Source organism: Pseudomonas sp. P42 (assembly GCF_017973755.1).
GTDB lineage: Bacteria > Pseudomonadota > Gammaproteobacteria > Pseudomonadales > Pseudomonadaceae > Aquipseudomonas > Aquipseudomonas iridis.
On record NZ_JACOPU010000006.1, the window covers coordinates 336820 to 362429 of the forward strand.

At 53.8% G+C, this 25610-nt stretch carries 23 protein-coding genes and 3 pseudogenes; 8 read left to right on the top strand and 18 right to left on the bottom strand.

Translation table 11 applies throughout. The features are described 5' to 3' along the window. Positions 1 to 10 precede the first annotated feature (10 nt). Positions 11 to 1495: a group II intron reverse transcriptase/maturase gene (gene ltrA / locus H8B20_RS20970; protein WP_228732725.1), complete on the bottom strand. Its 1485-nt coding sequence runs from the start codon at positions 1493 to 1495 to the stop codon at positions 11 to 13. A 550-nt stretch (positions 1496 to 2045) separates the two neighbouring features. Between ltrA and H8B20_RS20975 the strand changes: the two genes are divergently transcribed. Then, positions 2046 to 3265 (top strand): IS3 family transposase gene (locus H8B20_RS20975; RefSeq protein ID WP_414704608.1). Its coding sequence is split into 2 segments (ribosomal slippage): positions 2046 to 2385 and positions 2385 to 3265, totalling 1221 coding nucleotides; the frame shifts between segments, so codons are not numbered across the junction. A gap of 139 nt (positions 3266 to 3404) precedes the next feature. On the opposite strand, the pseudogene tnpC reads toward H8B20_RS20975, so the two are convergent. From tnpC to gcvA, 6 genes and pseudogenes are all read right to left on the bottom strand, one after another. Continuing rightward, positions 3405 to 4697, bottom strand: a pseudogene (gene tnpC, locus H8B20_RS20980) (IS66 family transposase); the annotation flags it as partial. A gap of 61 nt (positions 4698 to 4758) precedes the next feature. Continuing rightward, a complete protein-coding gene (tnpB, locus tag H8B20_RS27900) occupies positions 4759 to 5094 on the bottom strand; it encodes an IS66 family insertion sequence element accessory protein TnpB (RefSeq protein WP_228732726.1) in 336 nt (111 codons plus the stop codon). Next, positions 5091 to 5414: an IS66-like element accessory protein TnpA gene (tnpA, locus tag H8B20_RS20990; RefSeq protein WP_210624448.1), complete on the bottom strand. Its 324-nt coding sequence runs from the start codon at positions 5412 to 5414 to the stop codon at positions 5091 to 5093. Before tnpA ends, tnpB begins: the two co-directional genes overlap by 4 nt. A 242-nt stretch (positions 5415 to 5656) precedes the next feature. Next, complete coding sequence (locus H8B20_RS20995; protein ID WP_210624449.1) at positions 5657 to 6256, bottom strand: FMN-dependent NADH-azoreductase; 600 nt, start codon at positions 6254 to 6256, stop codon at positions 5657 to 5659. A 159-nt stretch (positions 6257 to 6415) separates the two neighbouring features. After that, positions 6416 to 7171 (bottom strand): DMT family transporter, encoded by a 756-nt coding sequence (locus H8B20_RS21000; RefSeq protein ID WP_342345717.1) that lies wholly within the window; start codon positions 7169 to 7171, stop codon positions 6416 to 6418. A gap of 452 nt (positions 7172 to 7623) precedes the next feature. After that, complete coding sequence (gcvA, locus tag H8B20_RS21005; protein ID WP_210624451.1) at positions 7624 to 8556, bottom strand: transcriptional regulator GcvA; 933 nt, start codon at positions 8554 to 8556, stop codon at positions 7624 to 7626. Positions 8557 to 8712: 156 nt separating this feature from the next. Between gcvA and H8B20_RS21010 the strand changes: the two genes are divergently transcribed. Further along, complete coding sequence (locus H8B20_RS21010) at positions 8713 to 9486, top strand: SDR family NAD(P)-dependent oxidoreductase (RefSeq protein ID WP_210624452.1); 774 nt, start codon at positions 8713 to 8715, stop codon at positions 9484 to 9486. Between the two features lie 134 nt (positions 9487 to 9620). On the opposite strand, the gene H8B20_RS21015 is transcribed toward H8B20_RS21010, so the two are convergent. Genes H8B20_RS21015 through H8B20_RS21030 form a run of 4 tightly spaced genes read right to left on the bottom strand, consistent with a single transcriptional unit; the run spans position 9621 to position 12759 of the window. Beyond that, the gene (locus H8B20_RS21015; RefSeq protein WP_210624453.1) at positions 9621 to 9950 is read right to left on the bottom strand and encodes a carboxymuconolactone decarboxylase family protein; all 330 of its coding nucleotides are present in this window, start codon (positions 9948 to 9950) and stop codon (positions 9621 to 9623) included. Positions 9951 to 10009: 59 nt separating this feature from the next. Then, on the bottom strand, positions 10010 to 10684 hold the full coding sequence (locus H8B20_RS21020; RefSeq protein ID WP_210624454.1) for an FUSC family protein: 675 nt from the start codon (positions 10682 to 10684) through the stop codon (positions 10010 to 10012). A 3-nt stretch (positions 10685 to 10687) separates the two neighbouring features. Further along, positions 10688 to 11674 (bottom strand): FUSC family protein, encoded by a 987-nt coding sequence (locus H8B20_RS21025; RefSeq protein WP_210624455.1) that lies wholly within the window; start codon positions 11672 to 11674, stop codon positions 10688 to 10690. Then, positions 11671 to 12759, bottom strand: a complete 1089-nt coding sequence (locus tag H8B20_RS21030; RefSeq protein ID WP_210624456.1) for an efflux RND transporter periplasmic adaptor subunit — start codon at positions 12757 to 12759, stop codon at positions 11671 to 11673. Before H8B20_RS21030 ends, H8B20_RS21025 begins: the two co-directional genes overlap by 4 nt. 100 nt (positions 12760 to 12859) lie before the next feature. On the opposite strand from H8B20_RS21030, the gene H8B20_RS21035 reads away from it, so the two are divergent. Further along, positions 12860 to 13633: an IclR family transcriptional regulator gene (locus H8B20_RS21035; protein WP_210624457.1), complete on the top strand. Its 774-nt coding sequence runs from the start codon at positions 12860 to 12862 to the stop codon at positions 13631 to 13633. 148 nt (positions 13634 to 13781) lie between these two features. On the opposite strand, the gene H8B20_RS21040 is transcribed toward H8B20_RS21035, so the two are convergent. Next, positions 13782 to 14327, bottom strand: a complete 546-nt coding sequence (locus tag H8B20_RS21040) for a cysteine hydrolase family protein (protein ID WP_210624458.1) — start codon at positions 14325 to 14327, stop codon at positions 13782 to 13784. 94 nt (positions 14328 to 14421) lie between these two features. Further along, a complete protein-coding gene (locus H8B20_RS21045; RefSeq protein ID WP_210624459.1) occupies positions 14422 to 15312 on the bottom strand; it encodes an MBL fold metallo-hydrolase in 891 nt (296 codons plus the stop codon). Between the two features lie 193 nt (positions 15313 to 15505). Between H8B20_RS21045 and H8B20_RS21050 the strand changes: the two genes are divergently transcribed. Then, positions 15506 to 16474: a GlxA family transcriptional regulator gene (locus H8B20_RS21050; RefSeq protein WP_210624460.1), complete on the top strand. Its 969-nt coding sequence runs from the start codon at positions 15506 to 15508 to the stop codon at positions 16472 to 16474. A 74-nt stretch (positions 16475 to 16548) separates the two neighbouring features. Here the strand turns inward: H8B20_RS21050 and H8B20_RS27905 are convergent. From H8B20_RS27905 to H8B20_RS21065, 3 genes and pseudogenes are all read right to left on the bottom strand, one after another. Next, a pseudogene (locus tag H8B20_RS27905) lies at positions 16549 to 17129 on the bottom strand ((Fe-S)-binding protein); the annotation flags it as partial. Positions 17130 to 17279: 150 nt separating this feature from the next. Then, positions 17280 to 19274, bottom strand: coding sequence for a TonB-dependent receptor (locus H8B20_RS21060; RefSeq protein WP_228732750.1), 1995 nt, complete (start codon positions 19272 to 19274; stop codon positions 17280 to 17282). Between the two features lie 196 nt (positions 19275 to 19470). Beyond that, on the bottom strand, positions 19471 to 19860 hold the full coding sequence (locus tag H8B20_RS21065) for a DUF2946 domain-containing protein (RefSeq protein ID WP_210624462.1): 390 nt from the start codon (positions 19858 to 19860) through the stop codon (positions 19471 to 19473). Between the two features lie 176 nt (positions 19861 to 20036). Here H8B20_RS21065 and H8B20_RS21070 point away from each other — a divergent pair, with 176 nt between their 5' ends. The 3 genes from H8B20_RS21070 (at position 20037) to H8B20_RS21080 (ending at position 23117) form a co-directional block, all read left to right on the top strand. Continuing rightward, entirely contained in the window at positions 20037 to 20921 is an 885-nt protein-coding gene (locus H8B20_RS21070) for a LysR family transcriptional regulator (RefSeq protein ID WP_210624463.1), read from the top strand. A gap of 94 nt (positions 20922 to 21015) precedes the next feature. Then, positions 21016 to 22188 (top strand): pyridoxal phosphate-dependent aminotransferase, encoded by a 1173-nt coding sequence (locus H8B20_RS21075; protein ID WP_210624464.1) that lies wholly within the window; start codon positions 21016 to 21018, stop codon positions 22186 to 22188. Next, entirely contained in the window at positions 22185 to 23117 is a 933-nt protein-coding gene (locus H8B20_RS21080) for an AEC family transporter (RefSeq protein WP_210624465.1), read from the top strand. The genes H8B20_RS21075 and H8B20_RS21080 overlap by 4 nt, the downstream gene beginning before the upstream one ends. 142 nt (positions 23118 to 23259) lie before the next feature. Here H8B20_RS21080 and H8B20_RS27910 read toward each other — a convergent pair. Beyond that, positions 23260 to 23670, bottom strand: a pseudogene (locus H8B20_RS27910) (hypothetical protein). Beyond that, positions 23667 to 23876, bottom strand: a complete 210-nt coding sequence (locus H8B20_RS21090; protein WP_210624466.1) for a hypothetical protein — start codon at positions 23874 to 23876, stop codon at positions 23667 to 23669. Before H8B20_RS21090 ends, H8B20_RS27910 begins: the two are co-directional and overlap by 4 nt. Positions 23877 to 24043: 167 nt before the next feature. Here H8B20_RS21090 and H8B20_RS21095 point away from each other — a divergent pair, with 167 nt between their 5' ends. Beyond that, positions 24044 to 25090 (top strand): GGDEF domain-containing protein, encoded by a 1047-nt coding sequence (locus tag H8B20_RS21095; protein WP_210624467.1) that lies wholly within the window; start codon positions 24044 to 24046, stop codon positions 25088 to 25090. Positions 25091 to 25610: the final 520 nt, after the last annotated feature.

The window sequence follows — 25610 nt, forward strand, 5'->3', positions numbered from 1 at the left end:
CTTGCTGTCGTCAAACGCGATACAGCTTCGCTCGTCCCTTCGTTGATTTGAGCATTTTCTTGCCCCATCGGAACTCGAAATACTCATCCCAATTGGGATCATGCGGGTTGGCAACAGCCTTGATCTTGATGTGCCGCACTATCGGCGTGTCCGATTCCTTCAGTAAGGTGTATTCCCTTACCTTACCGTCTGCGTATTTTTCAGCGGTGGTGAACACCCACCGGCGCGATCCTCGGACTTTGAAATACCTGTCCTTGACCCACCGGGTTCCTTTGCGCGGATGCCGTCTCACCGCCCAGCGCCAAAGCATTGTCCAGACTTCGCTGTCTACCTGATCGAAGACTTTCTTGGCGACCACGTGGCTTTGATAGTTTGCCCATCCCCGTAAAATTGGGTTAAGCAGCCCGATCAAATTGACCTGCTTGATCGCCTTGTTGGTCTTGATCACTTCCCGGAGCTTGGCAAGGTGAGCCCTGATGTTCGCTTTCGATGGCTTGATCAGGAGCTTGCCGTTGTACTTGCGCAAGTTCCATCCGAGGAAGTCGAACCCGTCCCCTATGTGCGTTATTTTGGTTTTTTCCGGAGAGAGGACAAGTCCACGTTCTGCCAGAAATTCAACCACGGCGGGCCTGACTTCATTCTCAAGCCAGCCTTTCGAACAGCCAGTGATGATGAAGTCATCTGCATAACGCACCACGCGCATCTTTCGGCCTGTCCACTTTGCATTGGGAAATTTCTTTGCCAGCATCGCTTCCAAACCATCCAGCGTCATGTTGGCCAACACCGGAGAAATGATGCCTCCATGCGGGGTTCCGGTGTGGTTAGGGAATAGCTCATTCTGGTAGACGTAACCGGCTTTGAGCCATTTCTGTAAAATCGCTTTATCCATGGGGATGTTGGCGATCAACCAGTCATGGCTGATATTGTCGAAACAGCCTTGAATGTCGCCCTCTAACACCCACTCCGCGTTTGCTTTTCGTGACAGCACACCAAAGCACTGTGCGGCGGCATCCGCAGTTGAGCGTTCCGGCCTGAACCCATAACAGTTCGGATCGGCAGTGGTTTCTGCTATCGGTTCCAGAGCCAGCAAATGGAGCGCCTGCATGGCCCGGCATTTCATCGCGGGAATTCCGAGAGGTCTCGTCTTGCCGTTTTTCTTCGGAATAAGCACTCTCCGAAGCGGAAGCGGCGAGTAGCCTCGCCGCCTCAATGACGCTATCGCACCGATCTTGGCTCCTGGTGTATTCCAAGTGACCTTGTCCACACCGGGGGTGTTCTTGCCTTTGTTTTCAGACACCCGTTTCACGGCCAATGCCTTGCCGCTAAACGAGTGAGTCAGCAGCCATTGCAGAGCTTTCGACTTATTATGCCTGCCGTCTTGTACAGCCTTCACAATACGCGCTTGCAGCCCTCTTATTCGACGTTGAGCGTCGGCCCAGTTGATGCCGTCCCACGACGTGCCGGAAGGTGCACACGCCAATGCTACTGCGTTCATTTACTCTCCTTCCGTTGAAAGGGTTCTACCTACTCTCTTGTGAAGAGAGACCATGAGGACGTCTGCCCGCTTTCGCGTGAAGTGATGTTTCAACTTCTATCCAGCCCGTTACAGGGTGGCGTTCGCTTTTTCCTCGTTCCTTCGCCCGCACCGCCATGGGCAGTTCTTACAAACGGCTTTCCCTCACGGGGGCGATACGGGATTTCCACGTTCCGCTTATTGAAGTACGTCGGGTTAGGTGCCTGCTATCGACCGGGAGGCATGTGGGTCACGAACGCGCGTGCAGAAAAACGCTGTTCCCACCTCCGCTACCTTTTGGTTCGAGCGTATAAGCCATTTCCGCTCGTTCAACTTAACGACCTTTACGCAGGTTCACATGCGTTCACCATACCGACTATCTAGCCCTTGTCCGGCCATGGCTGCCAGAAGGGTGCGCCTCTCACGATTAGTGCCCCGCACCTTGCGGTGCCTCGTCACATTTGAATGAGCCCCATGAAAGACAGGACACCGTTTCCCCCTTACGATAAGGGATAGGCAAACGGTTATGTTTATGACTAATAGCAACGATAAGAGTGGTGAGCTTTTGGGCCAGGAGCGGCGTCGTCGCTGGAGCCCAGAGCAGAAACTGGCCATGGTTCGAGAGAGCCTTGAGCCAGGACAAAGCGTTTCAGTGGTGGCTCGGCGCAACGGCATCAATGCCAACCAGCTGTTCCTGTGGCGCAAGCTGTATCAGGACGGCAGCCTGTCGGCGGTCAGTGTCGGTGAGGCCGTGGAGCCTGCCTCCGAGCTGAGCGATGCGCTCAAGCAGATCCGTGAACTGCAACGGATGCTGGGCAAGAAGACGATGGAAGCGGAAATCCTCAAAGAGGCCGTGGAGATCGCCCGGTCGCGAAAATGGATTGCGCACTCACCCTTGTTGCCGGGGGACGACCAGTGAAGCTGGTCAGCGAATGTCTCGGTGTAGCGCGCTCGCAATTAACGGTTCGAATCAAGCAATCGGTATCGCCCAAAGTACGGCGACGCAGGCCTGTGGACGATGCTGATCTGGTAGTTGAAATCCAGCAACAGGTCAGCGAGCTTCCCAGCTACGGCTACCGCCGCGTCTGGGGATTACTGCGTCGCGCTCGTGAAACCCAGTCACTACCGGCGATCAATGTGAAGCGGGTTTACCGGGTCATGCGTGATCACAACTTGCTGCTGGAGCGCCGGATCAAACAGCCCGGGGTGCCGCGTCGGCACGAAGGCCGTATTGCGGTGGAGACCAGCGATACGCGTTGGTGCTCGGACGGCTTTGAGTTCCGTTGCGAGGACGGCGCCAAACTGAGCGTGACCTTCGCCCTGGACTGCTGTGATCGCGAAGCTATCGGCTGGGTCGCCAGCCCGACCGGGTACAGTGGCGATGATATCCGCGACTTGATGCTGGAAAGCGTGGAGAAGCGCTTTGGCGACCAACTGCCCACCACACCGGTGCAATGGCTAAGCGATAACGGCTCGGCGTACACCGCCGAACAGACGCGCCTGTTTGCTCGGCAGATAGGTTTGCAACCGGTGACCACCCCGGTACGCAGCCCGCAGAGCAACGGCATGGCCGAGAGCTTCGTGAAGATGATCAAGCGCGATTACGTGGGGCATATGCCCAAACCGGATCGGGAAACGGCGTTGCGCAACCTGGCAATTGCCTTCGAACACTACAACGAGCAGCATCCGCACAGCGCCTTGAACTATCGCTTGCCGAGGGAGTTCAGGCGCTTGACAGCCGCATCAATTTAACGGGGAGTAGGTGTCCGGTTTTGTAGGGGCAAATCCAACATTGTCGAAAGCGCTCTTGATTCAGCCTTCTAGATTCACCCGGTGACACGGGTGGTTCCCTCCAAGGGGAACAACTTCTGTAAGCGACTTCGTGTCGCACCTCCGCCCAATTATTATCAATTGGAACCGCCCCATCATCGATGGTAGCGCGACAGCTCTGCCCAGCGTTTGAGGCTGTAATCGAGTGCTCTGCTGATAGCCGACCCTTTGGGCACAACATCACACTGCGCGATCATCCAGGCATGCAACCTATCCATCACCGGTACGGCTGTTTCTTGCCGTATTCGGCGCCGTAAATTCGGCTGCAGGTCGCGCACTTCGCTCTCGACTTCGTACAACAACTGGATGTAGCGCAGGGCCTGCTCGGCGATCTGGCTCTTGTTAGTTGCGTGCAACTCGAAGAACTTGCGCCGGGCATGGGCCATGCAGCCGATCTCGGTCACGCCGAGTTCGAAGCTGGCCTTGGAACCGCCAAAATCATCGCAGACCAACTTGCCTTTCCAGCCTTGCAGGAAGTTACGAGCATGCTCGCCGGCGCGGCTGGGGCTGAAGTCGTAGACGACAGCGGCTGTCTCGCAGAACTGGCTGGTGGCATACGCGCAAACATAAGAACGGTGAGTTTTTTTCGAGCCTGGAGCAAGCATTTGCACGGGTGTTTCATCCGCGTGCATGACCTGTTGCCCGATCACTACGTCCCCAAGGCATCGACCAGGGGCTGCAACTGCACGCCTGTCATGCCAACCCACTGAGCCAACGTGGAGCGTGGAATCGCCAAGCCGGCACGACCAAAAATCGATTCCTGACGGTAAAGCGGAAGATGGTCAGCGAACTTCGCAATCATGACGTGAGCAAGTAACCCGGCCGTCGGGATGCCCTTGTCGATGACCTGCGCCGGCACCGGCGCCTGGATCAGCGTTTCGCAGTCATCGCAAACCCACTTGCCACGAACATGGCGCTCAACGGTAAACAAGCCCGGCGTGTAGTCCAGCTTTTCACTGATATTTTCACCGATGCGCCTCAGTGCGCAGCCGCATGCCGGCTCGTGATGGATCAACGTGAGTGGGAATTCTGCCGGCAATGCCGTGCGCTTCGGCTTTTGCTTTTCCTCGGTCGCCGCTGGTGCTATTTGCAACGCCTGAAGCTCTGCCTCAGTCGCCGCGATATCAGAATCGATCAGGTCATCAAGCAGGCTGCCCTGATCAGGACTCATCTGCTCGCTGCGCTTGGCAAACTTCAAACGCTTGAGCTGTGCGATCTCGTGGTTCAGCTTCTCGATCACCGTTTGATCGCGGTTGATCTTCTTGCCCATGGTCTCGACTTGCGACAGCAATTGCGCAGCGAACGCACGCAGTTGGTCGGGAGTCATTTGATCGAGATTAGGCGAGGAAGTCATGCTTTGGATTTTACCAAAGCAGACCGTCTGCGACAGCAAACCAAGATGCTAATTACAGTTTCTAAAGCACCGTGATTGCACCGCCAGCGCCAATCCGTTGCCAAGGTAGGCCAAGCAACATGGCCTGAAGTTGCTCTGTATCCAACTGCAATTCACTGCCTTGCCGAACACCTGGCCAATGGTATTTAACTCGGTTCAAGCGACGTGCCGCCAGCAATACGCCAATCCCATCGTGTACCAGCACTTTGACCCGAGTCGCGCGGCGATCGGCAAACAGATAGGCGCAGTGCGGCTTCGCCGCACCGAACACCGCGATCACTCTGGCCAGCGCCGTTTCAGTTCCGGCGCGCATGTCCATGGGCTCGGTGGCAACCCAGATTATGTCGATGCGGATCATCGCAAAAGGTCTCGAAGGAATGCAGCACAGGCAGCAGCATTATCGGTTGGCCAGATCACTTTGACGGTGCCGCGCGGGTGCAGAATCTCAATGCTGATATTCGCTGAGGATCCGTGGGCTGTTTCGTGTATAGGCAACGGGATGAATGCAGGTTGGAGGGCCGTGCTTTTCTGCGCTTGCACCCGAATCCATTTGTGGACGAGGTTCGCGTTGAGGCTATGGCTGAGGGCAACGCTGGCAATCGAAGCGCCGGGTTGGACACACTCTTGAATGACCCTGGCCTTGAAGGATTTGGAATACGAACGGCGTGTCGGCTGCATGAAATACCCGCTTAAAACGCTAGAACTGGTGTCCACTTAAATTAAGTGCACACCATGTCCGGGCTTTGCGGGGTCGGGTAGATGACTTGGTCGGACGCATACAAGTCCACAGACTCACGGTGCTCTCTATCGCATGGGCGCGCCGTGGGCGTTCATTTCACTGCGAGTGTTTCGCGACGAATCGGTACTTCGGTAAGGTTCAATACGCAGACCGAGCGGAATTTGATTTCGGACGTAACGGTTCAAACAATTTGCGTCAGCAATGTCGTGGCGTGCCTGATACCTTTTTCACGAAAAATACTGCCGAGATCGACCACTTCGGCGTGGATAAAGGTGATGTCGTGAATGCCAATAAACAACAGTAACTGACGTAGGTATGGCTCTTGGTGATCCGAAGTGTCATCAGTATGAATTCCGCCTCGGGCGGTTAAAACGACTGCGCGCTTGCCAGTCAACACTCCTTGAGGGCGTGCGTGGGTGTATTTGAACGTTACGCCAGCCCTGATCACATGGTCTAGCCAAGCTTTAAGCGTGCTGGAGATAGTGAAGTTATACATCGGCAAGGCTATGACTAACACGTCGGCGGTCAAGAGTTCGCTGGTCAGTTCGTTGGATCGTTCTAAGCAAACCTGCTCATTTTCGCTACGCTGTCCAGCTGGCTTCATCCAGCCACCGATCAAGTTTGCGTCCATGTGGGGTATAGGATTGAGCGCCACGTCACGAATGATGATCTGATCTGTTGGATTGGCAGTTCGCCATTGGTTGATAAATTGTTGGGTAAGTTGGCGATATACTGATTCCTGTTGGAGGGCGCTGCTTTCGATGATTAGAACACTGGACATGATTTTTTATTCTCTATCGGCTTGAGTCGATACGGTAGAGATTAGTCGTTTTCACATCCTATAAGAGCGCAAAAAAACCGTTGTTAATAATCTAGAAATTCGTTCTGCAGTTGTCCAGGCTGCGCGGATTCAGGAGAAATTCACCTGACGATTAACGACTTATTGCCGAAGAACTCGGCAACAACGCCAACGCGACACCCCTCCCAGTACACCCGCCAGCGAAGCAATGATCGGAACGCTTAACTGAAGAGTGGCGGCTTGCTGAGAGCTGATGTGCTTAGCAGTGCTGTACCACAGCGCATAGCCGCAACCTGATGCAAGCACGCCAGATGCAACGGCAAACATCACTCCAGGAAGGCTCATATTGAGGCCACTTCCGAAAACGGTTGCTGGAGTCAGTAAAAGCAAAAAGGGGAGAGCTCTCGAAAAATTACCGGCGGTCTCCGCCAGTGGATTCACAGCTGACTTTCCGAGCAGCGAATAGGCTCCCCAAGCTACTCCTGAGATTGTCATTAGCAATGCGCTACCCAGCGGCGGAGAATTGGCGCTGGGCAACAACAATATAAGCAACCCGCAGGATGCCACCAGCATGCCGATCACCACTTTCTTCTGAAAGCGTTCACCTTGCGCCCATGAAAAAATGAACATGGTGACCTGAACCGCACCGAACAAAATCAGGGCTCCCATTCCTGCGCCTAGCTGAACGTAAGCGATAGAGAATAGATAGGCGTACAGGAAGAGTGAAATACCTCCTTTCCAGCTTCCACGGATAGTGGTTTGAGGGGTGCGAAGTTTGATCAGCAGCAGTAGAAAAAAGCCGCCGCTGAGCAACCGAATCGCCGTAAAAGACTCAGGATCGATTTGACCCTCCATCAACGCCTGCCGACAAAAGATCGAGTTTGCCGCGAATGCCACCAGGCATAGGATCAATTGGATTATCAAGCGTGGGCGGCTTATGAGGTCTCTATTCGTGATCGTAGTTATTGTCATTTCCTAGAGCCAAAGGATAGAAAAACTTTATCGGTTAAAAGGATCATTACTAGGGTGAAGCATTAAGTATGAGGATATATCCATACTCTTCCAGATTCTGAGTTGCTCACAACAAAGTTTTTCTACGTCGATAGGATTTTTGAGCAGCGCTCCAGCTACGCGGCGTGTTTTCACGGGGCTAGCCATCTGGATTCGGTTTCAGGAATCTGTTTCTCGTGTTGAAGTCAGTTTTTTGAACTGAGCGGAGATTGTCGAATTTGGGGGGCAGATAGTGAGATTCGAGTGAAAAATTTAAGGTATGCCACATAGCGGGCTTGCCTATTGCGGGCCTGGGAGTCCAGGTTGTGGGGGCTAAATGGGGAGTGCTGAAAAAAAGACTAGGACTGAGATACCGGCTGGTCAGCCTCCGCGAGCAGCCAGTTTCGAAAAGCTTCCACTTTAAGTAGATCACTGCACTCAGGGCGGTAAACGATGTAATAAGCCTGAGTCAAAGGGCAGTCCACGCCTTTGTCGGCAAACGGTCGTATCAGACGACCTGCTGCCAAATCGTCCTTGACCATGACGCTTCGGGCGAGCGCCAGGCCTTGCCCATCTATCGCTGCCTGTAGAACCGAAGCTGAGTTGTTGATTCGCAATCCATGGTCTGAATTTACCTGCGTGAACCCAGAAGCGTCCAACCACATACGCCATGTGGGATAGTCGCGGTCGTTGGCCATTGATAGGTCATGAATTAGCGTACAGCGTTCCAATGCCTTTGGCGTAAGTCTTCCCTTCTTCAGGCGGGCGAAGTCCGGGGCGCACACAGGGAACATAACTTCATCCATCAGATGCACAGCTGTAAGCCCTGGCCATTTCCCCGCGCCGTACCTTACACCCACATCGATACGCTCAATCTGGAAGTCCACGGATCGAGCGTTCGTATCCAATAGAACGTCTAGCCCCGGATATTTCTGTTGAAATCGTTCAATTCGTGGCAGTAACCATTTTGATGCGAAGGCCGGACTTACCGTCACCGTGAGCCCCGCATGCACGCTTGAGTCTTTCAGGCGACTCAATCCGATAGATAAGCGATCAAACCCTTCTCGGATATCAGGTAGGGCAGTCCGTGCTACGTCAGTCAGCATCAGGCGAGCAGTCCCGCTGCTTGCACGCATGAATAAGGCAATGCCCAGCCATGACTCCAGGTTTCGAACTTGCTGCCCTACGGCAGCGGGCGTGACGTTCAGCTCGGCAGCGGCTGATGAAAAGCTCTGGTGTCGTGCCGCTGCTTCGAAAGCTCGCAATGCATTGAGGTATGCGGGAGTCGTCATTGATAGTTTTTCTGTCTCATCAGCGAAAATTTATGGGTCGTCAGATAGGGCGCTTTTCTTCAGGATGTATGCAAAGCCAGTAATCGACACTGCGTATCAGCGGACTTAACACCATACGCCGTCCATCATCCGAAACTCCACCCCGGAGATTAAAGCATGCAAAGTTTTTCTAACAAGGTAGCCATCATTACTGGAGGCAGCTCGGGTATCGGTAAAGAAGTCGCGAAACGTCTTGTTCAGGCGGGCGCTCTCGTCGTGGTCGGTGGTCGAGATGCTGACAAGCTTGCTCAAGCCGCATTGGAAATCGATGCGTCAGGCAAAATGGTACGCGCTTACGCAGGGGACATCGCACAGCCAGCTACAGCACAAGCCCTGGTTGATGCCGCAGTCAACAACTTTGGTGGGGTAGATATCCTCATCAACAACGCAGGCATCTTCAATCCCAAACCATTTCTTGAGGTAAGTCCGGAGGAGTACGACTCCTTCCTAGATATCATTTTGAAAGGCAAATTCTTCATGGCTCAGGCTGCGGCTAAAGCCATGCAGAAGCGTGGAGGAGGGGTAATCGTGCAAACAGGCTCCCTCTGGGCAATCCAAGCCGTCGGTGCTACTCCGTCCGCAGCCTACTCCGCAGCAAACGCCGGGGTGCATGCGCTGACACGGAATCTTGCACTAGAACTCGCTGGTTCCAACATACGCATTAACACTGTTGCACCTGCGGTGGTCGAGACGCCGGTTTATGGAACGTTCATGGACGCAGCTCAGGTTGCAAAGGTACTGCCGACGTTCAACGCTTTTCATCCGCTCGGGCGTAATGGTCAGCCAGCAGATGTAGCCCAGGCGATTCTGTTCCTTGCTTCAGATGAGGCGTCTTGGATTACCGGGACGGTATTGCCGGTCGACGGTGGCGTGACTGCCGGTCGTCCTTAATCAGCAGGGATAAAGTGGCATCTACTGGAATGAGCATATCCTCGAACTACAGGGAGTGATTCATCGACTCTCAAAGCTGTAAACGGTCGCTTGGCCCGACTCGACGTTTCATATGGGCCAAGAGAGCTGCCCCATTACTTGATTTCAGCAATGCTCTTCATCGCTTGCCAACCATGGGTAATGCCTCCACCAGCACGAAGGGCGGTCGCCCCCATGATTGCCTCAGCCACATCTTGCTTCGACGCCCCCGCACTGATAGCTCGCTTGGCATGGTCGGCAATGCAGTAGGAACACTGTGTAGTGACGGCTACTCCCACGGCGATCAGTTCCCGTGTGGCTAGGTTAAGGCTACCGATATCCTTATCGAATACAGCTTTATCAAAATTGAAAAAAGCCGCGACCATCTCGGGGGCGGCGTCTTGCAGGTCGTGCATGTAGTTTGCGTCAGCTTGATGGTTGTGCATTTCGGGGTACCTTTGAGTTTGCTGTTAAGGAATGGAGGCAAATTCGAAGCTTTTCACTGCTAATTTGATGCGGGCTTCATGCGGTGGCCAGACTCGAATACGTGGAGCCCCTGCCGCGTCAGCGCTCTGCCGGCGGGTGTTTGCGGCTCATATGCGGCGAGACAGGAGAGGCGCTCGGCTGCACGTTGGTTGAGCCAATCGGCTGATCGCCCCTTCTTACCCATCTCTTTTAGATCTGAGTAGAGTGCTCTGATAATTCTTCGCTGCAGCCATGTGTGTTTAGGCGGCCCTAGCAGATCGAATCCTGCATAGAGCAAGCCGAGGCCGGCTGTGATTCCCAATCCAGTGGACAGGCACTGATCGATTGCGAATGTCATGTAATTGCTGGGCTGAACAAGCACTGCCAGGGTGAGGCAGAAACCTAGACCGTATGGCGCGAGAGATGGTGAAGCCATGCTCATCAGGCCCAGAAAAAGAGGTGCCGAAATCACCAGAATCAACATCTCGAAATCGCTAGAACCCTGCGCAAGCGAACTGAGTACAAACAGGATAGCGACAGGGATGGCGATCAAGGCTCCCCCGAGTAACTTGGCGGTTGCCACGCGTGGCACTGGGTGTGAGGAGAATGCCTGGGAGAGCAGGACAGGTAGCACGATCATCATGATGAGTGCGGCTTGTTGGCCTGACAAAATCCATACCCCGATAGCGCTTAGGAAAACAAGAGAGCTTCGCAACGCTTATCTCAGTCCGACGAGCCAGTCACGATGTCGATTGAACCGTGGAAAGCGCTGCGTCCCGTGCGATCTGTCATCGATTGAGTCGCAGCCCCCACGCATCGCTGAAAGTGCGTCGGATACTTTATTCAGGCTCTCTGTCTCCAACGAGCCGCAGCCAGGAGCGTGTTGATCGACGAAGCGGGCCAGCATGCCCGGTAACCTCTTTGGGTTATCACCTACTATGCGCTCGATGGTTTGCCCCCATGCAACGATGGTCAAGGCGTTGCTGGCGGTGAGTAGGGCTGCATCGACATTGCTTGCCAGCTCATAGCGCCCCGCATTGACGTCATCGTTTATGGATGTGGACAAGGCGATGATTTCTATGCGCTGCTGATGTACAGCTGTTGGATTTGATTGAGCCTGAAGAATCGCCGAGACGTGGGTGAGGCTCAAATCCCGCAGGCGACTCATACTCGCCTCCAGCACCTTCAAGGGATAAAGCAGGACGCTGGCTAGGATGGCACTGCTGGCTCCGACCAGAACTTCGCTCAACCGAGCGCGAACCACCATAAAGATTGATCCGCTGCTGGTGTTTGCAGGATCGGCCATGGCAAAAAGTACAATCAGGATCGCGGTGACACTCACTAATGAAGTTGCGAATACAAAATTGACATGCCGCATGGTCGAAGCGATTGCAGACGTGACGGCAACGCACAGCGCGAGTGCTCCAATAGCTAACACAGGATATGGCGTCAAATTGTCCAGGATCAGTACCGCTATAACGGCGCCGACCATTGATCCCATAATAAGACATGCCGCTTTTTCGATGACTAATCCGGCCTCGGGCCGAGCCTGGAGCATCATCGACGCCACCATCGCCCAGAATGGCTTGTCCAGATTCAGGCTCATTGAAATCGCAAGAGCGAGCACAACGGCAGAAAGCCCCTTGCCAGCGAACACTATGCTGCGCAAGTCAGGCGTAAAGTAGTGCTTCAGTGCGTCTCTCATGGACTGCCACTCTCAGTGGCGCGCTGGTGAATCCTCACCGATGCGCTCATGCCAGCGATCAAGCGGGTGCTCTCACTGTTCGCCTCCAGTTTTATGTCGACCGGTATGCGTTGCGCCAGTCGCACCCAGTTGAATGCCTGCTGTACATGAGGCAGCAACATTGGATCGGCTTGTGTGTTGGTGTTGGCGACACCTTTGGCGATGCTTAGGACACGGCCAGTAATCGACGGCCCTCCGGTCATAAATGAGACATCGGCCAAGTCCCCCTCACGGATGTCCAGGAGCTTGGTTTCCTCGAAGTAAGCCGTCACGTAGAACGAGTCGTTTTTGATGAGTGAGAAGGCGGGCGAACCCTGGGCTACGTAGTTACCTTCCTGCAGTCTGACGTTGGTGATCGTACCGTCAGCTGGCGCAATCACGGATGTGCGGACGAGGTTGATCCTCGCCGTTTCCCACTGCGCCTTGTTGATCTCATATTGGGATTTGGCCAGCAAGACTTGGGAATGGGCGTTATCCAAATCCTCAGCGCTGATGGCGTTGATCTTGGCCAATGGAACACGGCGGCGCTCCAGAAGTGCTGCAAGCTCCCACGCATGCTTTGCGTATTCCATCTTGGCTTTCGACTCGTTCACAAGGGAGAGATAGCGGGCGCGATCAATCTCAAAAAGCAGATCCCCTTTTTTTACCGCCTGGTTATCTCTCACTTCAAGCTTGGTTACCCAACCCGCCACATCGGGTGCCACGACCACGACATCGGCGCGAACTCGCCCGTCCCGCGTCCATGGCGAGACTTTGTAGTGGTTCCATGTCCACGAGCCTGCCAGCACGGCAAAGCTGGCGATCAGTAGCGTCACACAAACCCGTATTGTCGAATTCATTTCCACCCCCCCATCTAGAAAGGCGAGTGCGGTGGCGATGTAGCAGACGAATAGGGAGAGCCCCAGCCATGAACGCTTCCAAATCCATTTCTGTATTACCCAATTCGGAATGAGCAGGTGAGTAATCCAGGTCAGGGATGCCGCAGCGCCAACGCAGATCACCATAGGGGTAATCAACAGGCCTGCGACTGAAAGTTCACGCAACATCGTCAGCCTCACAATTCAACTGTATCGCAATGCGGTAACTGTATCGCGAATATGCGTTGTATCGCAATATGGTACAGTGACCGAAATACTGGAGGTGTCGATGGACGAGCGTGTTCAAACAGTGGGCAGCGATGAGCGTAGTGGAGGTATTCAGGTCATTGCCCGCGCGGCAAAAATTCTGAATATATTGGGAAGAAGCGCTGGCGGTATGAGTTTGGGCGAAATAGCTCAAGCTGTGGATTTGCCTCGTTCAACGGTGCAACGCATCGTAGGGGCGCTCGAAGAGCAGGGAATGATCCGTACTGAAGGCGCTGGCGGAATCAGCCTTGGCGCGGGTTTGTTGAGGCTCGTCGCGAACGCCCATGTTGACCGTATGACCGTCGTTCGCCCTTGGCTGCATAAGCTGAGCGAGAGGGTTCAAGAAACGGTTGTCTTTTCTAGACCTGCCGGCATCCAACTGATCGTTGAGGATCGTGTAGTTGCTGATCGTGAGTTGCAGGTGATGCCACGCCTTGGCCAACTGGATACGCCGCTCTATGGAACGTCTGCTGGACGGGCTCTTCTGGCTTTAGACCAAGATGAGGATGTGAAGGCTTTGTTTGCAGCTGAAAGCGCTACCAGGGAGAACAGATCGGAATTCCAGACTCTTTTTAATCAACTGGCCGATATTCGGAAAACAGGGCTTTCAAGCGATCACGGTGAACTCATCGAGGGCATCACCACCACAGCAGTCGCGCTGGATACCGTTTTAGGCCGTTTCGCAATCTCAATGCCCATTCCTACATTGCGCTTTGAAAAAAATCGCAGCGTTTACGTTGAGGAGTTATTGAGCTGCAGGCAAGGGTTGCTCAAAGAGATAGGTATAGAGGGCTAACGCGCGAACGGAGAGTTCTGAGAGGTCAGCCTAACTGATCCCGAGGCCATGGAAGTGTGGAGCGTCGCCGCCGTCATCAGCTTATTTATGCGTTTACGATGAAAGCCATGGGCCCCAATGGGCCCCGGCAAGTTGAGTCGTCACGCGGTCAGGCCGAGAGGTAATCTTCCACCGACTTGACGGTGGCGTAACCGAACTCGAACGCTGCCATCATAGTGGCATGTGCGTGAGCAGCAGGAACGTTAACACCACCAAATGTGAGATCCAGGGTGGCGCAGGCGTCATGCAGCACCGTAACGGGGTAGCCCATGTCTGCCGCCGCGCGCACTACGGCATCGATGCACATGTGGCTCATTGCGCCTATCACCACGAGTTCCTGAATGCCAACGGCTTCCAGTTGCTCTTTTAGATCAGTTTCCCTGAAAGCGTTGATGTGTTTTTTTACAATCACAGGCTCTTGGCCTTCGGGCGCAACCATGGGCTGGATTTGCGCGCCGTTCGAGCCCTTGACGAAGATTGGAGCGCCCTCATCGTTGGACTCATGCCGTATGTGAAAAACCGGGGTACCTGTATCGCGCGAGTGGCTGATCACTCGGACAGCATTCGTTACAGCATTCACGATGCCGTCTAACGGCAATTTGCCGGTGGGCAGGTACTCGTTTTGCAGATCAACTACTACTAGACCTCGTTTCATGAACGATCTCCGTTAAATTATTGAATGATATGGAGGTTAAGGCTGAGAACGGGGAGTAAAGAACCTGTCTTTACTCCGCCCAGGAAGGTTTAAATCAGAACTCCAGCGAAGCGCCGTCTTCCGGAATATCTACGCGACTCTCGATACCTTGCTCCTTAACATAGGCGCGCAGCGCTTCACGTGTCAGAGATGTATGGTTGATTGCGTTCATATGCACGGCGACTATCTTCGCGTTTTTTGCGGCTTGGGATGCGTGTAGGACATCGCCCTCACCCATGATGATTGCGCTATCGAAACCATTCACCTTTGCCTTCCCGGTATTGAGCACGATGATTTCGGGATGATACTTGTCAATGGTCTGATCTACTTCTTTACGCCAAATAGTGTCACCGGCAAGGTAAAGAGTTTTGTAGCCAGGTGCTTGAAACACAACGCCCATTGCCTCACCCAGAAGTTTCGCGAGGGGAGGCACGGCGTACATCTCATCGGTGCCGTGCTGACCACCTGCCTTAGTGATTTTGACTCCGCCAAACTCAGCTTCGTTAGTCAGAACCCGCACATTCTTGAAGCCTTGGGAGCGAACCAGTTTCGCGTCTTCGTCATCTTGAGTGAAAAGCGGAATGTCTTTAGGTAGCGCTTTCTGCGCGGCATCGTCCCAGTGGTCAAGATGTGTGTGTGTGAGGATGACGGCGTCTACGCCAGCGATTACCTCGGCAGGTGATTCAGTGAGATCGACCATTGGGTTGCGGAGATTGCTTCTGTAGGTATTTTCAAATCCAGGGTAGGTTCCTTTTTTCGCGAGCATCGGATCGATGAGAAACGTTGTGTCGCCGTAGGTGATTTTCACCGTTGCATTACGAATTTGCTGCAAGTCCACTTTGTGGGCTGCGGTCGGTGCGGACGAGACATTTGTAACCGCGAATACCCCTGTGCTGGCACCAGCGCAGGCGAGGCTGAGTACAAGAGGAAGCGTTCTAAAATTCATTGGATTGATCCTATTAATACATCGAGAGCACCATTCTTGCTCAGAGCTATGCATCGCAATAGTGGCCTGAATGACATATTTCGATATAATCGGGCCAGCGCGACTAGCGTAGGTATGATAGAGGTCGAGTGCAGTATCCACCTTCCAAGAGCATTCCTATGTATGCAGTTAACCGACAATCGGAGGCTTTCTGATGCAATCCATACGTGTCGCTGTTCTGGCTTTCGATGGAGTAAGTCTGTTCCATCTTTCCGTGCCAGGAATGGTGTTGGGGACGGCTAATCTCGCTTCTGGTGAACCTCATTACGAGGTCAGTTACTGCGCAGAGACGCCGGGAATGGTGACCAGCGACCAAGGCCTCGACCTAGCGGTTGCTCACGGCCTCGAACTGATGGAGGCATCTGATGTAATTGTCATTCCGGCCTGGGGCGATCAACTGGTCGCTGCATCTGTACAACTGGTGAAAGCGCTCCAGCTCGCCAATGCCCAAGGCAAGCACGTGGTGGGGTTATGTTTAGGCTCATTTGTCCTTGGAGATGCCGGGCTGCTTGATGGCAAGGAAGCAACCACTCACTGGGCAGCACGAGAGGAGTTTGCGCAACGTTTCCCGGCGGTTCGTTTCAGGCCCGAGGTGCTCTATGTCAGTGATGGCAATATCATCACCTCTGCTGGAACGGTGGCAGCAATCGATTGTTGCCTTCATCTGGTACGCCAAAGACTCGGTGCTGATGTGGCGAATCGTACCGCAAAGATGCTGGTGACACCGCCGCACAGGCTGGGCGGACAAGCTCAATACGTGGAGCATCCTGTGCCGCAATTATCCAGCAAGACTCATCTGTCTGATGTAATGGCGTGGGCCCGAACGAATCTTGACAGTGATCTCACCCTGGACGTCTTGGCGGATATGGCGAAGATGAGTAGACGCACTTTTACCCGGCGATTCAAGGAAGCCACGGGGAGTACCGTCTCAAGGTGGTTGAATGCAGAGCGCGTAGTCAGAGCCCAAGAGCTGTTAGAAACGACGGACTTACCTATCGAGTGTGTTGCTGGTAGGGCGGGTTTTGGAACGCCTTTGTCATTGAGGCAGCAATTCGGCGTTCATCTAGGAACATCACCTTCTGAGTATCGACGAATGTTTTTTCGCGAAATGAAGCCAGGATGAAAAGCGAGCGGCAGTGAGCACAGTGCCGAGCCATTCATCCAATCCGGCGCAAAGGTTTAATAATCACCCGGAGCTCAGGCATCAAAATTTCTGACAACCGCGAGTAGCGCCTGCAGTGGATGTAAGACGGCTACACCCTCCTGTCCTTTCAGTTGGCTTCGGCATAAATATCCGTCTGCCAATAACCGGCCAGAAACATTAAGTTTTTTAACAAGCGGCGCCCATGATTGCTTGTAGATCACTACAGAAGTGCCGGCATTTTTCGCCTCATGCCCATGCGCGCCAGACACGCCACAGCAACCGCTAGCTTGAACGCTTAGCTTCAGACCCATGCGCTCATAGACTTGCTGCCAAAGGCCAATGCTGTTTCGCTCATTTGTCTTTTCAGTACAGTGGGAAAGAAGTAATACGGGGCAACATCTTCTACGCTTTGAGCCTCTGGAAGCGCTCCGACGAGGCACTCCTGAGGTAATAATACGGTGGGTGCTTTGTCGCTTCCCATGGTCTTCGAATATTCCTGGCGATAAACCAGCGCCATCGCGGAATCGATTCCTAAAAGCGGTATTTCGTAGCGCTGAAGCTGTCCAAGAGCATGGCTGTTGAAATGAGCTGCTTTTTCAAACGCTTTGATGAAACCTTGTACCTGAAGCGGTTTAAGCGACGCTATCTACACTTATGCGTGAAACTACTGAAAAATAGAATGTCTTCTATCTTTATGCATTAAGCTCGAGTAATTTTTCAGTCGACGGTAATACATTCATAACTGCATAGCGCCAGGGCCAGGTGGCCCCGGCAACTATTTGGTTCAGAAGTCCAAAGTCACTCCGGTGTAAAGCGCCCGGCCATCACCTGGAGAATGCAGTGATGCTCGGGCGCCGTCCGGGTCGTACCAGACGTACTCGTAGTATCTATTCGTGAGATTCTTCAGCTGCAAGTCGACACTCACTGATTGCGTCACCTTATAGGTTGCGCCAAGGTTCATTAGCACGTAACCGCCGTAAGTCCCCTTCGTATTTTCCCGCTCAAGATAATAGTTAGTCTGGCCGTTCATCCAAGCGGTCAGCTGTAATGCGGGTGTCGCGTCATAGCTGATGCCGGCGTTATACAGATGATGCGGGATGTGGTCGATTTCCTGACCTTTGCTGTTTGGCAACGTGGCACTTGGCTGGAGAATTTTCGAATACTGCCAGGAGTAAGCCATCCAGATATTGGTGCGTTCATTCGGATACAGGTTCATCTGCAAGTCGTAACCCCAACGCCGTGTTTCACCGACATTATCGGATTCGCCGCTTGGGTCGTTCAGCCTGCGACTGACTTCCCCCGATGCCTCTTGCTGCCAATAGGCGACGCGCCCGTCCACCCAGCCAGCCGGCGTGAACTTGATCCCGGTTTCCCAGCCCTCGTTGATCGAGGGCGCCAGATCGGTATCACGGGGAGGGATCTTGTAAGCCGCCGCGCCCGTACCCACCTGAAAGGTGCGACCCCAGTTAGCGTAGAAACTTGCCACCTCCCACGGGGAATAGACCACGCTGATCTTCGGCTGCTTGATCAGGCCGTAGTCATTGATGTCGTAGTCCATGCCGGTCATTTCGTTGGTGAAGTCGCCGTGGATCTTATCGACCCGGTAGGCGGGTACAATCTTCAGAGACTCGAAAGGTTTTATCTCTGCCTGGATATAAGCGCCGTAAGTGTCGAAATCGAACTGCTGATCGCGGGTGGTAGCTAGACGCATACGGTCTCTAGTGCGATAGCGCTCACTTTTGTTTTGCTGCTGTTGTACGTCTGCACCACCTTCCAAGGCGAAGTCGTAAAGCCAGCTGATTTCCGGTCGCCAGGTCAAGGAGGTGAGGGCGCCATATTGCGTCTCGTAGGCGTCGCGCTCCTGCTGAGCGCTTGTACTCCAGTATTGTGTCCAGCGCCTGTCATCGAAGGTGTTGACGTAGGTCTTCGCTGACCAGGCGAGAGTCTCAGCCAAATCTGTATCGAAATGCACACTGACCTGGTTCATACGACGCGTACCCTTGTCAGTAGCGTTGAAGCTGTTTGTCATTTCCGGATGATGACGTGCATTCTCTTCACTTAGATAACCTGCCTCCTGAGCCTCCGTCTCGTAGTGACGAGCAATAAGGCCGATACGGTAGCTGTCATCGTCCGGCGTATAGAACCATTTGCCCGACATCGAGAACTTGTCTGCCTCGGCATGATCCCGATAGCCATCGGATTTTTGATAGGCGAAGAAGTAATTCTGAGTCCAGTTGCTGCCCTCAATACCCTTGGTAAGCTGTGCTTCTTGGGTATTGAAGCTGCCATAACGCAGACGCGCCTTGTTGTAGTCGCCACCCGTGCGGGTCAGCATATTGACGTTGCCAGCAATGTTGTTCAGGCCATACCGCGCATCACTGGTGCCACGCACCACCTCGATGCTGTCCAACTCCATGGGAAAAATCATGTCCATGTACGGCATGTTGCCGTCATTGCTGTTGCTTGGTATTCCGTCGATCAGCAATTTGACAGCATTCACTTCTCCTTCGCCGTTGAAGCCTCGGAAGGAAATTTTGCCGGAGGTGGTGCCTTGGTTGAACTCCGTGAGCATCACTCCGGGGGCTCGGCTGAACAGTTCCCAACTGTAGTTGACCGGCATCTTTTCGAGGATATCTCCCCCCAGGATATCCACTGAGCTGAGTACGCTGCTGGTTCTTAACGGGCCACTGGCCGTTCCCTGCACATTTACCGTGCCGAGAGTCAAAACCGAGTCTTCAACTTTAAGAGCGTCGGCCAACACGGAGCACAAGGGGCTCATTGCGAAGACACCAGCCGACATCAACGGCCACATGGAACGGGACACAGATAAACGCTTTGCAAGACGCAAAGTGATTGGAGCAGGCATAGCACGCACTTCCTGATGATCAAGAAACTTTAAGGGCGTTCAGCGTCCGTCGCAGGTCGCTAAAAGAATTTAAAGAGGGCAGCACCGCAGGTTTTCAGCGGTGTTGTGATCAGGCGAAAGGAGAGGCGCGTGGACTTAGACTGGGCCAACGAATCCTTGGATGCAGCGTCGGTAGTTCAGAATTTTCGAGTGCGGTATCGGGTGTGTATTGCGGTAGGAAATGGCGATAGTAATCAGAGGGTAATGCTGCCAATCCTGCATGCCCACAGCAGCAGTCGCCATGTTGCATGACAGGTTTCGATTGGGGTAACTGCAAGGCATCAATCACCTTGCCAAGATCTCTAGGAACGGCACTCGAATTCCCGCCCGAACAGAAACCGCCCCAAAGCATCAGGCTCACGTCCGGCGTCTGCATCGCACGACTCAGCGGCATGGCGAACAGGTTCAGCAAGACGGCCAGGCAGGCAATCCAGGGGCGGATGCGTTTCAACGAACTCATAAATGAAGTCGCCGCGAAGGGGCTGCTATTTAGCCCGCTTTAAAGAGTGAAGTAAATTTCCACGGGGTGCGCTATTTCGCCACAGGTCATATTGGATCGCAGGGAAGATGTTTGCGTCCAAACAAGACGCCTGCACCAACTGGTAAGCTCGCTCATCAACTTGTTGGATGATGGCTATGTCTCTACGCGCACTTCGAACACTGCTTGCTATTGCCCAACACGGTTCTTTCGTCAGAGCAGCGGACGCCGTGCATCTCACCCAGTCAGCGGTCAGCCTTCATGTTCGGTCGTTGGAGGAGGATTTCAACGCGCTCCTGTTTGACCGTTCACGACGGTTGCCGGTGTTAACGGATGCGGGCCATATCGCCGTGGAGCGCGCGAGAGAAATTCTAGCCTTGTACGACGGCATCTCCTCTGAGATCGGCGGCGACAGCGAGTTACGCGGCAGGCTTAGAATCGGCGCCATCCAAACAGCACTGGCAGGTGTTTTGCCCCTCGCACTGTCTGCATTGCGCGCCCAACATCCGCACCTGCGCATCACTGTTGCGTCGGGCATGTCTGCTGAGTTGGCCACGCGCGTGGAAGCGGGCGAGCTTGATGTTGCTATCACCACAGAACCGGTAAAACCACACCCTTATGGCCTGGCGAGCACGGTGCTTTACGAGGAAGGATTCTGGATCATCGCGCCGGTGTCACTCGCGCATGAGCACTTGCAGCTTCTTCTCAAAAGTCAGCCGTTCATTCGCTTTGATCGTCGTGCCTGGGCGGGTCGAACCATTGAGCGAGAGCTTCGCACTATGCGGATGCGGGTGCAGACCAGCATGGAGCTTGATAGCCAAGATGCGATTATCCAGATGGTTTCAAGCGGACTTGGAGTATCCATCATTCCTCTCGCTCAGCAACAAGTCGAAAGCCTGACAACACTCGCCTTTGAGCCGTTCGGCACGCCTCAAAAAACCAGGCGCGTAGTATTGCTGGAGCGCGAAGACCGTCCCCTTGGGCGACTGGCTTCAGCCTTGGCGAACGCCGTGAAAGCTTATTCTCCGCACGCCAAACCATGAGTGATACTTGTTGTTTGCTGAATTTTAAATCGTTTTTATTTTAGAGTCCGAATTCTTATCGTGGTGCCCATCCAGACGACTTCTTGAGGGCGACATGAGCACTCCACCTACCGCAAACAATCCCCAGCAGTCTCCTATCCTGATCATGGCAAAGCGAGCGGCGTTGATGCGAGCGCAGGGCAGGGATGTCATCGATCTGACATTGGGCGAGCCGGACTTCAACGCGCCGCCACACGTTCTTGTAGCTGCGCACGCGGCGCTCAGCGGTCGCCTGACCTACTCACCGTCGAACGGTATTGAGCCACTACGTCACGCGATCCGCATGCGCATGCGCATGAAAGACATTCGAAACCTCGATTATGCCGATGACCAAGTGACCGTCGGCTGTGGCGCCAAACAAATCATCTACAACGCTTTTCAAGCGACCCTCAAGAGTGGCGACGAGGTGATCGTTCCCGCGCCTTATTGGGCGAGCTATCCCGCCATGATCAAGATGTGCGGTGCGCGACCGCTGATTGTATCGACGACGAAGGAAGAAGGTTTTCGCCTCACCGCAGAGCATTTGGACGCAGCGTTTCGTCTGGCAAAGTCGCCCAAGTGGGTCGTCTTGAATGCGCCGGGCAATCCTTCCGGTTCGCTCTACTCGCGCAAGCAACTGTTGGCCATCGCCGAAGTGCTGCGTCGATACCCAGGGGTGATGGTGCTATCAGATGACATCTATTCAGAAATTCGTTACACGAATGATCCCTATCAGACATTGGCGGCGGTGGCGCCTGATTTGAGAGACCGTATTCTGATCGTGGATGGCGTGTCTAAAGTTTACGCAATGACCGGCTGGCGGGTGGGGTGGGGGTGTGGGCCAACGCCTCTGATCACGGCGATTAGCTCAGTTCAGTCACAGAACTGTACTCAGACCAGCACCCTGAGCCAGTTGGCTGCCGTGGCTGCGTTGACTGGGTCTCAGGCACTGGTGAAAGAGAGAAATGCTATTTATCGCCAGCGGCGTGATTCCGCTCTAAACGTCTTGGGGGCCTGCGAAGCGATTGATGTCGAGTGCCCGGAGGGTGCGTTTTACCTGCTGCCTCGAATCAGAACGATCAAAGATGATCAGGCTTTCGCGCTCATCCTACTCGAAGCAGGCGTAGCCACCGTTCCCGGTAGCGCTTTCGGGATGCCTGGGCATCTCAGGCTTTCATTCGCCACTGATGAGTCAATCCTGATCGCGGGCTGTGAACGGCTGGTGCAGAAAATCAAGGCAAGTATATGACTCTCTCTTTGCTGACGGCCTTGTTGCCCATCGCATTACTGATCGTGCTGGGCGCATGGCTCAAACGTCGTCAATTTCTGGCGGATAACTTTTGGGCGCAGGCAGAGCGCTTGGCATATTACGTACTGCTTCCTTCTCTTTTCTTTCACGGACTGGCGACCGCCAAGCTTGATGGGGTGCCCTTTCAGAGCATGGTCTCGGTGCTCGTGTTGTCGACTGTTGTGGTATCGCTGATGCTGTTGGGCGCAAGAGCACTGATCACTCAGGACAATGCCGCATTTACTTCGGTTTTTCAGGGTGGCATACGCTTCAACAATTACGTCGGCGTTTCTGCAGCGGCTGGCTTGTTCGGAGTGCAAGGCATAGCCCTGGCCGCCGTCGCGAACGCGGCGATAGTGCCAACAGTGAACATCCTGTGCGTGTTGGTTTTCGCGAAGTACGGATCAGGCGGCAGGATGCCTTTGAGCAAAGTCCTCAAGCAGTTGGCACTGAACCCGCTTGTGCTGGCGTGCATCGCCGGCGGATTGATCCAGGTTTTGGGCTGGGAGTTGCCAGTGGGTATAGAGCCGATGCTCAAAGCCTTGGGGCAAGCGTCACTGCCACTAGGCTTACTCTGCGTGGGGGCCGCGCTTGAGTTCGGGAGCATGAAGCAATGGCTTCGCCCGGTGGGCTACTCGTCGCTGGTAAAGTTTTTAATCATGCCATTGGTTACGCTTTGGGCTTGTCATCTGTTCGCGCTTGAAGGAAAGGCTGCCGTTGCAGCACTCCTGTTCCAGGCACTGCCCACTGCCTCATCCTCCTACATCATGGCGCGGCAGTTAGGTGGAGATGCGGCGCTTATGGCTGGGATCATTGCTTGCCAAACCTTATTGGCGGGCATTGCACTTCCCGCTGTTGTCCTCGTGATGACCCAGTGGATTTCGCTTTAGGAATTCATCAGCGTCGTGAAAAGAGGCTCAGTTGCAACGCCTCAAACCCATCTATATATCAGCCTGTTCGCTTGTGACGGTGATTCATAATCGTAATCTACGAGCGGCTTGTGGGTGGCTCCTGAGGCTCATCAACTTTGATCTAATCGTAACGCCCATCCCCACAAATTCTGTGGGCGCTTGTGTGAAACCAGTCAGCTATTTCTACATTGCAGTGCTGGGACTCGCTCAGTGTCCAGTTCGCGATCATGTCGGCAGCCGCTTGCTGATGATCTGCCATGAGGAAGCGCTTGCTTGCTAATACCCAGCCCAGCTTCGCCAGTTGCTCGGTCAAGTCGCGTATTCCAGCGTCGGCAAAGAGGTCGGTGGTATTTGGGTAATGAATTCCTGCAAGCGACTCCTTTGCCACGTCGGTCTCTCGGTCAAATTACGACATACAATGCCATCCGCCCGTTGTGCGCCCAGCGTGCGGAAAATTGATGGCGGCTTTACCAGTTATGTAGTGCGCGCGTGACACGCGTTTGAGATCAAAGTCAAATAGCGGCTGAGTCATGGGAGCTTTTTGAGCCGGGCTAGACCTTGCTTGATATGGCCGGCGTTCTCGCCGATGGCCTGAAGGGCGCCACGGACGTTATCTCCAACGTCTGCATGACCGTGAGCCTCGACGTGCAGGGTTAATTCCATCAGCGCTGCCTCTAGGGCGAGTTGGTTTTGGTACATCCTTTCCAGCACATCCGGCAATGAGTATTCACTGGGCATCTGTGGACTCCATAGGGGAAGCTCAGCATAGCGCAGCTCAAGAAATCAGTAGCGTCTGCCCGATGATCTACCTAAAGGCGACTAGACGTAAGCCGATGATGTAGATACAAATCCAATGCTGAACCGCTCCGTCGGACAGCGATGCGTCATTTCAATAGGGCTCCTTCATGAATACTTTATCGCCGAGTGACCATGCACAACTGTTCCGTGAAACCACCGCGCAGTTTTGGAAGCATATCGTGCCTATTGTTCAGCTCGGTTTTTGCATTCACTTTGTGTTTATTTTCATCTTTAGCGTGATGCACTTACCTTCCCTTGCTATGAGTAATGTATTGAGCGTCCTCGTTTATGCAGCCTGCCTGAAGGCTATTCGCGCAGGACGCTACAGTCTCACCGGCATATTGATGAGTGTAGAAATTATTCTGCACGCTTTACTGGCCACTTGGGTGCTTGGTTGGGACAGCAATTTTTATTTTTACCTTTACTGCTTAATTCCCATTATTGCGTTCAGTTTTCAAGATGCACGCTTACCACGATTGTTGCTCTATCTGGCTATCTTGGCCGTGTCGGTGGGTGGATTCGCCTGGCGCAAGCATCTTGGTATCAACTCCGGCGTGGCGCCACAATTGCTTGAGATATTTGGTGTCGTGAATGTATTGGCTGCCCTTGGCGTGCTGTTGCATTGCACCGCTTTATCGGTACGTTTCACGCGGTCAATGCAAGCGAAACTGTTTCAGACCTCCAATCGCGATAGCCTGACAAATCTATATACCCGGCGCCGGATAATGCACGAGGTGCTGCAGTTAGCAGACTCTGGATCTTCAACGATCATCCTGCTGGATATCGATCACTTCAAACAGATTAATGACCGATTGGGCCATGAGCGGGGCGACTTGATCCTACAGCGAGTGGCTGAAGCCATCAGCAGTAATGTGCGAGCCACAGATGTGGCTTCACGCTGGGGTGGCGAAGAGTTTCTGGTACTGATGCCTCACACACCCGAACAAGCGGCAAAGGCTGTGGCGGATCGAATCCTGTTGCGGATCCGTGATTGGGTTGGGGAGTTGGATGATGCACCTCTTACCGTCACGGCCACCCTTGCCGTAAGCGAAATGCACTACGGAGAAAGCTTTGAAAGCGCCCTCAATCGGGCGGATCAGGCGTTGTATCAGGGCAAACATCAGGGGCGGAACCAAGTAGTTTTTGCAGTTTGAGCATGCAACCTCACTGACGGCGAGCGCTGGACGGCTCACGTCAATCAGCGGTGTAATCAGTAAGTACATGGGGTCGTGCTGAGGTCGGATGCATATTGTCAGCGTTCGGCGGTTTCCTGGATTCTTCAAATTAATAATCATTGGCTGCCCATGAGCCAAATTTATTTGAACTAATTATTAGGAAAGTTCCCATATTGCCGTGAAGGCTTTCTAAAGCTCAGATTTATCCTAGGCTACTCACTCACATGCCAAGGATTGACGAATCCTGAAGAGTGACAAGTAGAGGTTGTGGGGGAAAAGGTGGCTAGCAATGCGCTGATCGCGGTCGGATGATTGTTTTGCGATTTGGAGCTAAAAGCCGAGCGGGCTCTAAGCGCTGTTTTAGCGCCGAAAAGGCGGATGTCAGTCGTTTTCCTGACCATTGGAGAATGACTTCTGAATCTCATCCAATCCTTGCCATGGGAGGATTCCCTGGTGCGCTTTTAGGCAGCCTGGGGCGTGGGGGAATTTCTTGCCCCCG